Here is a 12,611-nt window from a genome sequence, read left to right as displayed (position 1 = left end):
CTCGCATACAACTGCAAAAGAATGGCACGGCTTCAGGCAGCATAAGCCGGGTCAGCCTCGGCGTTATCAGCCGCAAAATGCCCAACCCGACAGGCTGCTAGAGCGGATTCAGTCGACCGAGTGGCGCGGTCTAGATCGAATTCACCTGTTCGTGGGTTATAGAACCTGTTCGAAATATCCTGAGCGCGGATGAATGCTTTACTTTCTGCCATAGCGGCCTCAGGAGACTTCCCTTGGGCCTGAAAGGTTCGGTTTACCTTATTTAGCAGGACGGCAATCGGGTCCTGCTCTTCCATATTGCCGCCGCTTAGCTCAAAGGCGTCCTGCGCGATCTGAGCCGACTCTGGCGCGGTCAAAAAAGGATTGTTCCTCAGTGCTTTATCTGCGCTCGCCATGATCGCCGACATGTTTGCGCGCGCCACAGGATCACCCTGCATACTCAAGAACGTCTGGTCATATTGACCGGTCTGACGAAATCCCGCGCCCAGCGTCTCTCCCACCCCATGGATGCCAGCGTATGCGGCCATCCCCGCCGCCAGAGGCCCAACGCGCGGCATGCCGATGCCAGACAGCGCCCCTCGAGCCGCCATCAGTCCCTCGCCCACCTCTCCCGGATTGACGGCGTGCGGGCCCAGATAGGGATACGGACCGTGCGGTCCGTTCATTGAATATTCTGGAGTTGTCCAGTTGGGATCATAACCGTTAGGCCGCACAGCGGCGCGGAAATTGGCACCATTCCCCATGCTGTCGCCCTGATTGGGCAGCACCATCAGCGCGGTACCCGGCGTGCGCACTTCCGGCGGCGGCAGGAGCAGTTGTGGCGCGCCGGGCACATGGGTGGCGGCGGCGGAATATGGAGAAACGTAGCTGCCGCGCCCGAGGTTTTCTGGCGGTATGGGCGGCATTGCGGGCGCCGGTGGCGCGGGCGCGGGGCGACTGGCCGCGTTCCCGCCATCGCCACCGGATGCGCTGCGCGAGGACGGCGCGCCACGGAAACGACCGGAACTGGACGCAATATCACGCGCCGCACGGGCCGCCCGCTCCATATCGTCCGCCATGCCGCCAGCCAGACGGCGCGCTCCACCCAGTGACGACACCATGCCATTAAAGCCCATCTGGGCCTCGCGCTGGGCAGAAATCAGGCGCTCGAGTGCCTCGATCATCTCCCCAATCGGCCCGGTAACGCGGGTGGCATTGGCGACGAGGTTTACGCCGATTTCATAGGCTTCAACGGCCATGATTTTTCTCTATTCGCTATCGGTCGCCCGAGCATTAGGCAGTAGCCGCCCTTCAATCGCGCGCACCACCATGCGACCGATGCCGCGCGCGACTTTCTCTTCGTTCCTGAAGGCAGCAACGGCCAGTTCAGGCCGGGGCGGCTGGTAGTTGTTCTGTTCCATGCGCCCGACCTCGAACACCACGGCCTTGATGTCGTCTGACCCGATTGAAGCCTCTACGCGCAGCGCCTCGCCACTCACCCGCGTACCGTAGCTGTCGCGCATGTCGCCTGTCCGCAGGCCCGGCTCATCGGGAGAAAAGCCCTTACGGATACGGTCATCAATGGTGCGGTCAGCCAATGGCGCTGTGGGCAGCCCACTTTCCGGGCCGTCCAGATACTGCCCGATCTGCACCTTGGTTTCGGTTTTAATCAGGTCCGCCCCATCCTGCACGCCGCGATGCACGGCGCGGGCAATATTCGGCTCCACACGCTCGCGCAGGTGCCTAACGAAGCCTTCCAGCGTGTTGAATTTCCGGGTCATGGTTCAGCATCCACGTAGCGACCGGCAGACCAGTCAAAGCGGGTCGGGATCAGGCCATACGTCTCCCGGCTCCGGCGCTCGGTGATAGCCACGCAGGCGGCAAACCGCCGCGTGCGCGACCATTTGAGAGCAACGTCCCATGGCACCCCGCTGTCGGCCAGCAGGAGCATCTCCTGCATAGCGGGGTGCCTGCTCAGTTTTTTGCCGTTTCCATATCCACGCCAGAAGTGCCCGGCTGCTCGGGAGCATCCGGCTTCTTCGGCGGATAGAACACGGCCTGTAGCGCCACAATGCCGTCATTGCCGATGCGACGGGCCACCTGCTTTACCTGCTCCTTGGTCGCAGGCATTTCCACCGGCACGCCGTCAATGGCGTCAACCGAACAGATCATCTGGGCATAGCCCATCCACGCGCCAGCCGATGCCGACTGCATGGCGCTGCCCGCCACTTCGATCAGGTCCAGCATATCGCCGGGGTCAAGCTCGCGCAGTTCCAGCTTCTTGCCTGAGGCCGTGGTGATTTCCTTGGGGATCGTGCTCATGAAATTTTGTTCCTGATACGCGCCATGAAACTGACGCTCTGGTTGACGATATTTTCCGACTGGAAATGACCAGCGTTGTTAAGGGCAATCGTCGCGCCCATGAACTCATAGGTGGTCGTGGTGCCATCGCACTCGTCCAGATACTGGTAGATGCTGCCCAGGATCATGGTGCCCGCGTCCCAGAACCCGCTTTCGATGGCCGCAAACAGGTCATCGGCACCGGAATTGTCACGCTGGAAGCTGAATGTGCCAGACCAGCCGTTCGGCGTGTCATAGAACGCGGGCATATCGTTCAGCGGCGAGGACGTGAGGCGGTGCGTCTGCTGCTGCGCCTGAAACCCGGTTACGGTCGGCAGCTTGATGCGCGATCCGTTGTAGATCAGCACGACACGACAGTCGCGGCCTACGTTAAATGGCTTCGTGGCCATTCAATCCTCCAAAAGAAAAGCCGCCCGAAGGCGGCGGAAACGAGAACGGATCAGGTCGCCGAGGCTGTGGTGATAACCACGCTGGAGCCGCCCTGAAGATTAACCACGAAGAAGCGGTTGATGCCCTGATACTTAACCTGCACATCTGCCCGGACATAGCCGAGCGCAGTGCGGGACTGCGGGTTGTTGCTGGCGTCGCACACCACGGCGTAGGACGTGGTGGCCTCCAGAATGCCCGTGCTGACCATATTGGACAGCGTGCCGAGCAGCACCGCGCGGATATCGCCGAACAGCGTGGCGTTGATCACGTCGCCAACAAACGTGCCCATGCCCGCATTGATGGTTTCCGCGATGTAGTTCGTCATGCGGGTGTAGGTGTCGTCGTTGGTGGTGTCCTCGGACGAGGTATTGATGCCACCGCGCACGGCCCAATAGCTGCCGCCCGGCGCCGGGTTGCAGATCACGTCAATCCCGGCCTCGAACAGCGCGCCAAGTTCGGCATCGGAGTAGGTCTGGGTCGTGCCGCTGCTGGCGAGACCGGCCTTCTGACTGCCGATGATGCCGGTCAACTGCTTGTTGAGGCTCGACTGCTCGGGCGAGAGGCCGCCAAACAGGCCCGCCACGAACGCCTGAGGGGGCACCAGCATGTCGCCGTTGGTGTCGTCATCCCACCACAGCCAGTCACCAAACATCAGCTTGACGCCGTAGCTGTCCAGACCGGCTGCGGTCTTCATGGCCACGGCATTGCTGATCGTGTCGCCCGCCGGGCCACAGGCGATCATGTAAAGCCCTTCCTGCAGACCGAACGCGCCCTGCGTGGTCCATGAGGTGTTGTCGGTCAGGCCAGACAGAACGCCAAGGGCGCAGCCCTGCCCGCGCAGCGAATACATGCCGGTGCGGGTGGCCTCGTCAGCACCGATGAACTGCGCCGTGGTGGGTGTGCCGCCATCAGTACCGCCGGACAGGGTTGCCGTGCCCGCTGCGAGATCGGGAACCGTGCCCGGAACCGTGGCCACGACAAGGGCCGACGTATCGGCAGCAACAGCCGCGGCAATCGCGGTCCACGACGCGCCGGTGTAGGACCGGCTACCCAGCGTGGCGTGCGTGGTGGTCAGCGTGTATTTGCTGGCAATGATGCCGTTCTGGGTCAGGGTCGCGGTGATCGCGTTGCCCGCGCTGCCAGTATAGCGGGCCGTGAGCGAGACGCCCGCCAGCGTACCCGTGGCGGCCGCATCAGTCCCGTCCGTCACGCGCACGCAGCGGAAATCAGATGCGCCCTGCAGGATGGCGATGTTCACCGCCGTGCCGATATCAGTGGCCAGCGCCTGCTTGCCGCCAAACGCTGCGAGGCAATCCCCCATCGCGCCTACGATTACGGGCGTGTTGACCGGCCCCCATGCAGCGGTGCCGACCAGGCCGATACGCCCGCTGGAGACGCCGTTGAGCGCCAGTGTGGCCGGTTTCTGGATCTGCACATACAGATCGGGAACCACAAGGCTGTTCGTGTTCAGGTCGCCTGCCTGATAGAGAACGGGCATGGATTATTTCTCCTGCGTGAGGGCGACGCGCACGGTGAATCGCCCGAGCGTTCCGTCTGATTGCAGTTTTGCAATCGTGGCAGCGTTGGTGATCTGGGTGCCAAGCGGGTAGCCGTGACCCGGCAGCATCACCACGTAGGCATATGCAGGCCCGGCCTTGGCCGCCGGGCTGGTAGTCTGGGGAGTGTCCGTCATCTGGTTCTCTCGGAGTGGGTCAGGCCGCGCCGTTCAGGGCGCCATCGCCTGCGGTGTGGGTCGCGCCGCCGGGCAGCGCCATTACGCCCGCGCTGAACAGCATCTGGACCATGTTTTCGCGCATGTCGGTGTCGTAGGTGACGATGAACCGGAACGGGCGCATGAAAATTCCGCTGTTTTGCGCGGCATCATTGTTCCAGCTTCCCCGGCTCTCGATCTGGAAGGTCGAGCCGTTGGCGTCGGTCAGCCAGTCGATAAAAGCCATGCCGTTGTCGAGTGCGGTGCCCAGAGCATCACGGGCCTCGGTCGAGGCGGACCAGACCGTGACCTGAAACAACTGCTGCTGCCTGCGCGCCGTGCGGACCGCCGGGGCATATGCACCAACCGCGCCTTCCAGTGTCGTGGCGCCGGGCACACTGACAATCGCGCCGCTCGAGGTTGCGCCATCAATCTGGTCCGCCAGGGCGGCTGCAATTCTCGCCACGGTATCGGTCGGCTGCACTACGTAGGCCGCAACAGACCTGTCGGGAATGGCCGCGCCATTGGAACGAATGCGCAGGCCAACGATGCCTGTGGGTGTTGCTCCGTCCTGCAGCGCGATCGTGGCCGTGCTGCCGTTGGTCGTGATCGACACGGTGGCCGGAATCGTGGCCTCCTGCCGCCACGGTCGCCCCAGAGGCTCGTCAATGCGCCGCCAGCCGCCCTGCAGGTCCATGACGGTGATGAAGTCCACGCCCCGGTTCAGTTCGCATTCATCGCCCTCATAATCGGCCTGAGTGAGCCAGCCTCTTCGGATTTTCGTGGGGCGGCCAGTAACGGAGCCGCCGCCCTTCCCATCAATATAGACGATGGCTGCCATCTGCCTGCCGATGGCGCGGGAGATAGAGACGATATCGGCCATTACACTTGCCTCACGCTCATCAGGCAGCGGTTGCCATACTGGCTCGGCTCGACCGCAGTCACGGTGTAAATCGTGCCAAGGTCGGTTGTGACGGCCATCTGCACGGTCGGGATAAAATCCGGCATGACCGGCAGCAGCATCTCGTAATCCGCAGCCTTGATCGATCCGGGGATGCCGTCTCCGGTCGGACTGCCCTTCCCCTTGATCTGGATGAAGGCAGGCCAACCCGAGATGAGTGTGGTCTGGGCGCTGGTGTCGCCCGCCGTGCCGTAGTCGTCGGAATAGCCAACGTCCGTGCAGACCGCGCCATCGCCATTGGTGCTCCCCTGCCCCGGCTGACCCGCGATGGACACGACCCGGTTGCACAGCATGCACAGCGGCGGACGAAACGGCTCGAGGCGTGCCACAAAATAGTTCTCGCCCGCGCAGGTCAGCAGGTCGCCCGACTGCACATCCGTGGTGTCGAACAGGCCGAATACGGCGGGTTTCCCCCACAGGGCCGGGCGGGCGAACCCGAAAGATTTGTCGTCGTTGAACGCGGCCAGAAACGTCGCGTGGACGGTACCCATCGGCGCGGTCAGCGATGCTGGACGGTATTGCGTGGTCATGGCCCCAAGCCGCAGGGCGGCTTTGGCATAGCCACGCGCCACCTTCTGCTGCAGGAGGCCCTGATCCATTAGTGACGCCGCCCCTTGGTCGATGTGCGGTTCATCAGCGAGACCATCTGCCGGTCAATGGCCTTGGCCTGAGGGGTCTTTTTGAACGCCGCCGTGGTCATGCCGACCAGAGCCGCGTTCTGGCCGTCCTCCTTTCGGTCGGTGTTCGACTTGAGATACTGCGCCATGGTCATGCGCTTCGCGGGTCGTGCCATTTATTTTCTCCGCCTGATAATGCTGTTCGCCTTGGCGTTGATTTTCGCCTGCGAAGATTTGGACAGGTTGCCTGCTTTCACCTGCTGGGCCGCGCGCGCCTTTGCGTTGATTGCATGGGCGCGATCAGGCATCGGAAACCGACGCGAGCCGGGCAGGCCGAACGCGGATTTTGGCAGGGCGTTACGCCTGCGGGTGCTCAGGGTCGCCATATGGTGCCCTTCATATGATGATTGCTGACTGTGGCCTTAGCCCCGGACCGGGCGGCACACCGAGGAACTGGCACAACTGCGCGCGCCATCGATTGAACAGCCCCATCCGGTCCTGAACCTCATAACGGTTGTGATGCCAGACAGCGGCCTGATCGGTATCCAGATTATCAGATGCGCCCAGAATGGCTGTTTCCAGAGTAGATATCTGGGTCAGGTAAGTTCGGGTCTGGACTAGTTCCTCATCTGTCATGTTGGTCAGGCGATATTCCAGCATCCCATAGGACTGGAAGAACCGATAACCGGCAAACGACCTGTTGTTCGGACCCATGATACTGAACCCGCAATAGCGACGCGCCAGAACCCGCTCTGCTTCGGTCAGTGGTCCGGTTGGGGTGACGCTTCCTGACATGGTACAGGCCTCAGTACAGCGCCACGCTGGCGCAGGTGCTCGATTTCCTCGGGATTGGTCAGCACCGTGCCTGCGGGCCAGTGATAATGACCACGGTTGAAACGCACCTCGATATAGCCATGCGCATGAACAACCTCATGGGGCACAACGGGATCAGGGACAGCCTCGGCAGGCTGTCCCTTTTCCATATCCGCCGCCCTTCGGGGAGCGCGGGCCATCAGTCGTCCAGCCCCATGCTCTCGATCACGACCGCGCGCTTGAGGTAGCTGCTGGTAGCAGTCGGGATGATTTCATTGTTCGCCGTCATATCGGTCGGCAGGGCAAACCCGCCAATCCAGTACCACGACTGGGCAATGATCTGACGCAGGCGGTCCAGCGGAGGACGGGTCACCATGGCGATGCCATCAACAACGGCCGTCTCGCTCTTGTCGATATCGGGCACCGGCAGACCTTCGATGTGGGCGAAATCACCTTCAATAAGCGCTCCCTGCCCGCAGATAATTGCACGATGGATCTGCCCTACACCTTCCAACGTCTGCTGGGGCGCTTCGGTCGTCGGCATAAAGCGAATGCCAGCCAGTTCGATGATCTGCGCATCACGGGCCGGGTCAGAATCATACGCACCACGATACAGGCGCTGGAACATCTGGTCGTTGAACAGGCCCAGGCGCTGATTTTCGTCCAGATAGCAGTGGTAGAAACCACCGGCTGCGGGCGGCACATTGTTGTTGCGCAGCTTTGCCACAGCCGAGAGGCAGGTGGACATGTTCAGGTAGTCGCCCGTGCCGTTGGAGGCTGTCAGTGCCGCCGTGGTCTTCTTGCCATTCGGACGCAGCACCTTGGGTGCCGTCAGCGCCACGACCGCACTGCCAGCCGCGCCATCAGCTTCCGACACGTTGGACGTGAAGGTCAGGGTGCCGGAAATGCCACCTTCAGGGGCCGTGCTGGCATTGGTCGCATCCGGGGTCACGCCCGTCAGAGTGTAAACGGTGCTGCCCACCAGAACCGGCATGGTAAGCGAGGACGAAACGGCAGCAATCTGCCCGTAGGGATTGAATGCAGCCGTGAAGCCGCGGATATCATCAACCTGAATGGTCGTGCCCGCAGCGGCAAGCGCGGTGATGACGCGGGTGTTGCCGCTGATGTACCCGCCCAGATCGCTGCCATTGCCGAAAAACAGGGCATTACGGGCGATACGTTCAAGCGACTGGATGGCCTGAATACCGTTGGTGTAGGAGTTCGCCAGAAACATGTTGGCGATGGCGGACTGGCTGGTGACGATGTTCAGGTCGGTCGTGTCGCCATACATATCGATGCCAAGCGTATACTGCTCGACCGAGAAGGTAGACGGCGTAAGGCCATTATCGAGGTTGGTGTTCTGCGTGGGGTCCATCGCGGTCGTCACGGGCTTCTTGAGGCCCTTACGCGTCTTGGTGATGGTTTCACCCACGCTGTTGGGGAACGGCTCACGGTCAGCAATGGCGCGGAAAGCCAACATGGACTTCAGGCCGTTCTGGAACTCACGCTGGAGCATGCCCTTCTGCACAATCGGCTGCAGAACGGCGGGAAAATCGGAAATTGGCATGTTGGCTCTCTGTATTGCGCCACGCCCGCATCAACTTGGTGTCGATAACGGAGTGGCAATTACTACTATCGCGGCGGCGAGGGTGTTTAGGAAATGGTGGCCTTCAAGGCCGCGTATTCCGCATCCGTCATTTCCATCGCGGATTTATCCTTCGGCTCGCCAGCCTTGGGCGCGGGCGTGGTCTTGGTCGTTCCCGTCTCGGTGCCGGGCTTGGTCGGCTCGGAGAACAGATAGCCACGGCTTTCCTTGGCGGCTTCCATCACCGCATCGAGGCCGTCGATCTTCCCGTCCTCGCCCATCTTGACGGTGCCGAGGTCGATCAGCTTGACCACATCCTCGGGATTGACCGCACCCAGACGGACGGCGGCGGCCTTGGCCTCGGCGCGGATGACGGCGGCGTTGGCCTTTTCCGTCGCGCCTTTGGTTGCGGCTTCGGCATCAGCCTTGGCCTGCTCAACAGCAGCGTTAGCATCGGCCAGAGCCTTCACGTTATCGGCCTTCTGCTTGTCGAACTGCGCCTTGAGGCCGTCGCGCGATTTGATCGCGTCGTCGCGATCACGGATCACTGCATCGCGGTCCTTGCGCAGCGCTTCCAGTTCGGAGCGCGCGGTTGCGAGTTCGCGCTGGAGCCCCAGCAGATTTTGGTCCCTGCCGGGGTCGTTGGGTTCTGTGGTCATCTGACCCTCTGTTTTGTGAATGGTCCGACATCAGCCGGGTAACGTCAGGCCGTAGCCTGTCGTGTCTCTGTGCGGCCGGAACCGGCGGCCTGCCGGTCGGCCTTGGCAGCATTCGCGGCGCCCTGCCGCTTGGCGATCAGAACAGGGTCGGACAACTCATCCAGAACCCGGTTCCATTCCTCCTGCGGGCTGGCCGTGCCAACCTTGGCGGCGTAGATGCTGCAGGCGGTCTCGCTGGACATGAAGCCCGACGCTACGGCCGTCGCCAGACCCTGCGCCAACTGGAGCAGTTCGGGGTCTGTGCTCGGGAAGTAAGGCGGCCACTGAAGCGCCAGGCCGTCCGGCTCCAGCCCCACATGATCCTCGCCGCCGATCTTGATGCCGCCAGCCACTACGCTGGAAAACCGGCAGATCATGCGATACAGCGACAGCAGCCCGTATTCGCCGTAGGACAGGCGCAGGCGATCAGCCAGCCACACCAACGACTGGCACATCATCTCCATGGCCCTGCCAGACTGCGCGGCGCTGATCTTGTCCGCGCTGGCCCGGTTGCCGTGGATCTGCTCCATCACGATGGCGCGCAGTTCCTTGTAGTGCGCCAGCATGGCCCCTGACGCATCGCCATTGATTTCCAGCATCTTGGCATCGCCATCGAGCGGAAGCGTCAGGGCAGATGCCGCGCCGCCGGTAAGGCCGCCATCATCCGCCGCGCCAGCCGGATCAGCCGCACCGGCCTTGATGACGAGCTTCGGGTCGGCACTGTATTTCAGGCCCCGACCTGACTGCGACAGCAGGTAATCGCACTCGATGACCGTATCGATGGCACGCTCGAAGGTGCACGGGCCATCCACAACGCCCGGCTGCGCCAGATTGGCCATCCAGATCCACGGAACGAAGCTCAGCCCGTGCTGGGTGGTTCGGGCCGCATCAACACGGTCTGGTATTCCGTCCGAAACGAGACGCGGCACGTAGACCCGGCACTCCTGCCGATCCCACTCACGGCGCCATCAGAAAATAGCCGGGGCATCGTCGGCAGAAATCGGCCAGCCCTGCGCTGACAGGTCTGCGCCCTTGACCTTGTATTGCTCAGTCACGGTGGCGAGATCGCCAGCCGCGTCCCATTTTGGCGTCAGATATCGGGTGTCGTGCATCGAAACACACGGCGCACGCTCCACGACCTCAACCAGCAGGGCGGACGAGCCAACAGAACCGGCAATGACCGCCTCAAGCATCACCGCAGGCAGGGCGCATTCCCGATCAAGGGCCGCCATGACCTGAGCTACATCGTCACTTTCCGCAGTCAGGGACGGCCAGTGGCACTCTCCGAACACCAGCGACGCGCTCTCATCCACCACCGTCGCGCACATATTGGTGCGCACGGACGGCCTGCGCTGGGCAAGCGGGATGTATTCCCCTGCCCCGTTGTATTCGCTGCTGAACGGGTTCGGGATCGCGTCGTATTGCGTGCAGTCCCGCACCCGCATCAGTGCGGATAGACGATTTGCGCGCGCGGGCAGATCGTTGTCCTGCGGATAGGTTTTCTTTAGCTGTTGCCAGTCCATGCGGCCCCGTGGCCGCTATCGGCCCAGATTGAAACGTGTTGGTGTCAGGCGTGCCGGTGCAGCAGGTGGCGGCCCGAGCATGAGGTCAGTTAGTCCCCACACCAGCGCATCGGCCCGGTCGGGTGAACGTGCCCCTTCAAAGCCGCCAGCCGAGAACTGACAGAGTTGATCCTCCAGATCGGGGAATCTGCCGTGATGCACGACCTTCCCCTGCTCATAGAGCGCCGCCACCGGCTCAGCCCGAGCGAACTTGCCACGCGAAGCCGTAACCAGCGTGACCGGCGCCGTGGCGCGGGACGCCCTGATCGTGCTTTCCACCATCGCGCCGCCGAAGTTCTTCTCAGCCACGATGCGGTCAGCCCGCCACAGGTCCAGTGCATCAAGCGCAATCTTGGCCCAGCCCGCAGGCCCGGCGCGGCAGGACAGGTCAGCCAGAACATGACCAACCCCATCCGCATCGATACCCGCGACGCTGATGCCAATCTCATCCGATCGGTAATCCTCTGGGCCCGAACAACCCGAAGGATCGACCGCCACGACAATGCGCCGCATGCGCGCCAGCACGGCGGCACGGTTTGCATCCGTTATCGCGGCCTCGCGCCGGATGCGGTCCAGCGTCCACAGAGCGCCCTCGATTGCAGTCTGGTAATTGCCGAACAGGAAGCGTTGCCGTTCTTTCTCAGGCAGGCTCTCCAGTTGCTTCAGGTATTCTGGCGAGAGATTGTCCCGGTTGCTGTCCGGGTTGATCTGCATGGTCGCATAGTCGGCCGGATCGGGTAGAGGCTCACCGGATTTCGGCTCAACCTTCCGCTCAAACAGGCTGTAGAGCCAGTGCGAGGTCGTGGGCGGGTTGGCGTCGATATATTCCTTGACGTTCAACGACGATTTCTGCGCCAGACGTGTCAGCAGCATGTTGCGCGCGCCGTATCCGATCTGGCTGGCTTCGTTCAGGTAGACCGTGGCGAACTCGAGGCCGAGGATCTTCTCGGTGCGGTCGGAACTATCGAGGCCGTGAAACAGGATTTCAGACCCGTTCGGCAGGGTCACGAACCAGTCCGTGCGGTTCAGGCTGTAGGGCACGTCGGGGAAACAGAGGCGCATCACCTTGGGGAACGTATCCCCGATGATGGAGTGTTTCAGCGCATTAAAGCGGTGGCGGAAAATGCCATGTCGCGTGCCCGGAGCCTTACCTGCGCGAATGACCAGAGCGCGGATCAGGAGAAAGGTTTTCCCCGACCGCGAGCCGCCGCGCAGCAGGATATGCGTGGCCGGACTGCCCAGAAGTCGGTTCGCCTCCTGCTGGGCCGGGTTCAGCTTGGCGACCATTACAGCGCGTCATCATCCGGTGTGATGTTCATGGTGATGTGGCCGCTCTGCTGCACGTCGTAGCGTTCACGGAATTTCTCTGGTCGGTGCGCCTTGAGCAGAAGCGTCGTCAACGCATCGCTGTATTTCTTCTGTTTGAGCGGCTCCCCAGTTTCTGGGTCGCGCACTATCTGCCCCATGGAAATCACGTATTCTTCGTGGCCATCGACGGCGCGACGGCGTGCTTCTGCTTCAAGGGCATCTGTCGCCTCATCGATCGCATCGTCCCATGCAGCGGCGAACGCAGGGTCTTGATCCCGCCATTCATGAACGGTCGTTCGCCCAACCACAGCGACACGAGCAGATTCTGATACATTTGATGTTTTGCGCAGATGCTCAAGAAAAACCTCACGTGCATCGCGCGTAGGACGTGTTCGGCTCGTTCGCTTCTCAGCTTTAGCCAGACCCTTTCGCCCAGCCATACGATCCTCCAGGCAATGATGTTTGATGCACTCCCCGCCTTATCCCCCGTCTCTTGCGGGCCAACGGGATTTACCCATGCCGATTGGGAATGAAATGAACGGGCACCAATCGGTTAGGGAGGTCGGGGCTATCAACTCCGTGCCAGA

19 protein-coding genes are annotated in these 12,611 nt (G+C 62.1%); all 19 read right to left on the bottom strand.

Translation table 11 applies throughout. The features are described from left to right. Positions 1 to 32: 32 nt before the first annotated feature. On the bottom strand, positions 33 to 1,238 hold the full coding sequence (locus CDI09_RS14350) for a hypothetical protein (RefSeq protein ID WP_236944548.1): 1,206 nt from the start codon (positions 1,236 to 1,238) through the stop codon (positions 33 to 35). Positions 1,239 to 1,247: 9 nt separating this feature from the next. Further along, positions 1,248 to 1,760, bottom strand: a complete 513-nt coding sequence (locus CDI09_RS14345; protein WP_078523666.1) for a hypothetical protein — start codon at positions 1,758 to 1,760, stop codon at positions 1,248 to 1,250. After that, on the bottom strand, positions 1,757 to 1,939 hold the full coding sequence (locus CDI09_RS14340) for a hypothetical protein (RefSeq protein ID WP_078523665.1): 183 nt from the start codon (positions 1,937 to 1,939) through the stop codon (positions 1,757 to 1,759). The genes CDI09_RS14345 and CDI09_RS14340 overlap by 4 nt, the downstream gene beginning before the upstream one ends. A gap of 14 nt (positions 1,940 to 1,953) precedes the next feature. Continuing rightward, complete coding sequence (locus CDI09_RS14335) at positions 1,954 to 2,301, bottom strand: hypothetical protein (RefSeq protein ID WP_078523664.1); 348 nt, start codon at positions 2,299 to 2,301, stop codon at positions 1,954 to 1,956. After that, positions 2,298 to 2,729: a hypothetical protein gene (locus CDI09_RS14330; protein ID WP_078523663.1), complete on the bottom strand. Its 432-nt coding sequence runs from the start codon at positions 2,727 to 2,729 to the stop codon at positions 2,298 to 2,300. Before CDI09_RS14330 ends, CDI09_RS14335 begins: the two co-directional genes overlap by 4 nt. Before the next feature lie 50 nt (positions 2,730 to 2,779). Next, positions 2,780 to 4,267, bottom strand: a complete 1,488-nt coding sequence (locus tag CDI09_RS14325) for a phage tail sheath protein (protein WP_078523662.1) — start codon at positions 4,265 to 4,267, stop codon at positions 2,780 to 2,782. A 3-nt stretch (positions 4,268 to 4,270) separates the two neighbouring features. Then, positions 4,271 to 4,462, bottom strand: coding sequence for a hypothetical protein (locus tag CDI09_RS14320; protein ID WP_078523661.1), 192 nt, complete (start codon positions 4,460 to 4,462; stop codon positions 4,271 to 4,273). Between the two features lie 19 nt (positions 4,463 to 4,481). After that, positions 4,482 to 5,363, bottom strand: a complete 882-nt coding sequence (locus tag CDI09_RS14315) for a hypothetical protein (RefSeq protein WP_078523660.1) — start codon at positions 5,361 to 5,363, stop codon at positions 4,482 to 4,484. After that, entirely contained in the window at positions 5,363 to 6,040 is a 678-nt protein-coding gene (locus CDI09_RS14310) for a hypothetical protein (protein ID WP_078523659.1), read from the bottom strand. Before CDI09_RS14310 ends, CDI09_RS14315 begins: the two co-directional genes overlap by 1 nt. Beyond that, positions 6,040 to 6,234 (bottom strand): hypothetical protein, encoded by a 195-nt coding sequence (locus CDI09_RS14305; protein ID WP_078523658.1) that lies wholly within the window; start codon positions 6,232 to 6,234, stop codon positions 6,040 to 6,042. Before CDI09_RS14305 ends, CDI09_RS14310 begins: the two co-directional genes overlap by 1 nt. After that, entirely contained in the window at positions 6,235 to 6,366 is a 132-nt protein-coding gene (locus CDI09_RS18870; protein WP_265001079.1) for a hypothetical protein, read from the bottom strand. Between the two features lie 88 nt (positions 6,367 to 6,454). Further along, positions 6,455 to 6,853, bottom strand: coding sequence for a hypothetical protein (locus CDI09_RS14295; RefSeq protein ID WP_078523656.1), 399 nt, complete (start codon positions 6,851 to 6,853; stop codon positions 6,455 to 6,457). Continuing rightward, entirely contained in the window at positions 6,820 to 7,071 is a 252-nt protein-coding gene (locus CDI09_RS14290; protein WP_078523655.1) for a hypothetical protein, read from the bottom strand. Before CDI09_RS14290 ends, CDI09_RS14295 begins: the two co-directional genes overlap by 34 nt. Then, entirely contained in the window at positions 7,071 to 8,438 is a 1,368-nt protein-coding gene (locus tag CDI09_RS14285; RefSeq protein WP_078523654.1) for a DUF4043 domain-containing protein, read from the bottom strand. The genes CDI09_RS14290 and CDI09_RS14285 overlap by 1 nt, the downstream gene beginning before the upstream one ends. A gap of 86 nt (positions 8,439 to 8,524) precedes the next feature. Next, the gene (locus tag CDI09_RS14280) at positions 8,525 to 9,115 is read right to left on the bottom strand and encodes a phage scaffolding protein (protein ID WP_078523653.1); all 591 of its coding nucleotides are present in this window, start codon (positions 9,113 to 9,115) and stop codon (positions 8,525 to 8,527) included. Between the two features lie 44 nt (positions 9,116 to 9,159). Next, on the bottom strand, positions 9,160 to 10,083 hold the full coding sequence (locus CDI09_RS18930; protein WP_306415918.1) for a hypothetical protein: 924 nt from the start codon (positions 10,081 to 10,083) through the stop codon (positions 9,160 to 9,162). Positions 10,084 to 10,122: 39 nt separating this feature from the next. Continuing rightward, on the bottom strand, positions 10,123 to 10,677 hold the full coding sequence (locus CDI09_RS18925; RefSeq protein ID WP_306415917.1) for a hypothetical protein: 555 nt from the start codon (positions 10,675 to 10,677) through the stop codon (positions 10,123 to 10,125). Between the two features lie 15 nt (positions 10,678 to 10,692). Beyond that, positions 10,693 to 12,003, bottom strand: a complete 1,311-nt coding sequence (locus CDI09_RS14270; RefSeq protein WP_205836643.1) for a phage terminase large subunit — start codon at positions 12,001 to 12,003, stop codon at positions 10,693 to 10,695. Further along, a complete protein-coding gene (locus CDI09_RS14265) occupies positions 12,003 to 12,464 on the bottom strand; it encodes a cytochrome P450 (RefSeq protein ID WP_236944547.1) in 462 nt (153 codons plus the stop codon). Before CDI09_RS14265 ends, CDI09_RS14270 begins: the two co-directional genes overlap by 1 nt. Between the last annotated feature and the right edge of the window lie 147 nt (positions 12,465 to 12,611).

The sequence above is a fragment of the Komagataeibacter nataicola genome (assembly GCF_003207795.1).
Classification (GTDB): domain Bacteria; phylum Pseudomonadota; class Alphaproteobacteria; order Acetobacterales; family Acetobacteraceae; genus Komagataeibacter; species Komagataeibacter nataicola.
Note: the sequence above shows the minus strand (reverse complement) of the source record. Positions and strands in the feature narration are given on the sequence as shown.

What these genes read in the sequence shown, in the direction of transcription:
- CDI09_RS14350 (WP_236944548.1), bottom strand. Translation starts at nt 1,238, where the DNA reads ATGGCCGTTGAAGCCTATGAAATCGGCGTAAACCTCGTCGCCAATGCC.
- CDI09_RS14345 (WP_078523666.1), bottom strand. Translation starts at nt 1,760, where the DNA reads ATGACCCGGAAATTCAACACGCTGGAAGGCTTCGTTAGGCACCTGCGC.
- CDI09_RS14340 (WP_078523665.1), bottom strand. Translation starts at nt 1,939, where the DNA reads ATGCAGGAGATGCTCCTGCTGGCCGACAGCGGGGTGCCATGGGACGTT.
- CDI09_RS14335 (WP_078523664.1), bottom strand. Translation starts at nt 2,301, where the DNA reads ATGAGCACGATCCCCAAGGAAATCACCACGGCCTCAGGCAAGAAGCTG.
- CDI09_RS14330 (WP_078523663.1), bottom strand. Translation starts at nt 2,729, where the DNA reads ATGGCCACGAAGCCATTTAACGTAGGCCGCGACTGTCGTGTCGTGCTG.
- CDI09_RS14325 (WP_078523662.1), bottom strand. Translation starts at nt 4,267, where the DNA reads ATGCCCGTTCTCTATCAGGCAGGCGACCTGAACACGAACAGCCTTGTG.
- CDI09_RS14320 (WP_078523661.1), bottom strand. Translation starts at nt 4,462, where the DNA reads ATGACGGACACTCCCCAGACTACCAGCCCGGCGGCCAAGGCCGGGCCT.
- CDI09_RS14315 (WP_078523660.1), bottom strand. Translation starts at nt 5,363, where the DNA reads ATGGCCGATATCGTCTCTATCTCCCGCGCCATCGGCAGGCAGATGGCA.
- CDI09_RS14310 (WP_078523659.1), bottom strand. Translation starts at nt 6,040, where the DNA reads ATGGATCAGGGCCTCCTGCAGCAGAAGGTGGCGCGTGGCTATGCCAAA.
- CDI09_RS14305 (WP_078523658.1), bottom strand. Translation starts at nt 6,234, where the DNA reads ATGGCACGACCCGCGAAGCGCATGACCATGGCGCAGTATCTCAAGTCG.
- CDI09_RS18870 (WP_265001079.1), bottom strand. Translation starts at nt 6,366, where the DNA reads ATGCCTGATCGCGCCCATGCAATCAACGCAAAGGCGCGCGCGGCCCAG.
- CDI09_RS14295 (WP_078523656.1), bottom strand. Translation starts at nt 6,853, where the DNA reads ATGTCAGGAAGCGTCACCCCAACCGGACCACTGACCGAAGCAGAGCGG.
- CDI09_RS14290 (WP_078523655.1), bottom strand. Translation starts at nt 7,071, where the DNA reads ATGGCCCGCGCTCCCCGAAGGGCGGCGGATATGGAAAAGGGACAGCCT.
- CDI09_RS14285 (WP_078523654.1), bottom strand. Translation starts at nt 8,438, where the DNA reads ATGCCAATTTCCGATTTTCCCGCCGTTCTGCAGCCGATTGTGCAGAAG.
- CDI09_RS14280 (WP_078523653.1), bottom strand. Translation starts at nt 9,115, where the DNA reads ATGACCACAGAACCCAACGACCCCGGCAGGGACCAAAATCTGCTGGGG.
- CDI09_RS18925 (WP_306415917.1), bottom strand. Translation starts at nt 10,677, where the DNA reads ATGGACTGGCAACAGCTAAAGAAAACCTATCCGCAGGACAACGATCTG.
- CDI09_RS14270 (WP_205836643.1), bottom strand. Translation starts at nt 12,003, where the DNA reads ATGGTCGCCAAGCTGAACCCGGCCCAGCAGGAGGCGAACCGACTTCTG.
- CDI09_RS14265 (WP_236944547.1), bottom strand. Translation starts at nt 12,464, where the DNA reads ATGGCTGGGCGAAAGGGTCTGGCTAAAGCTGAGAAGCGAACGAGCCGA.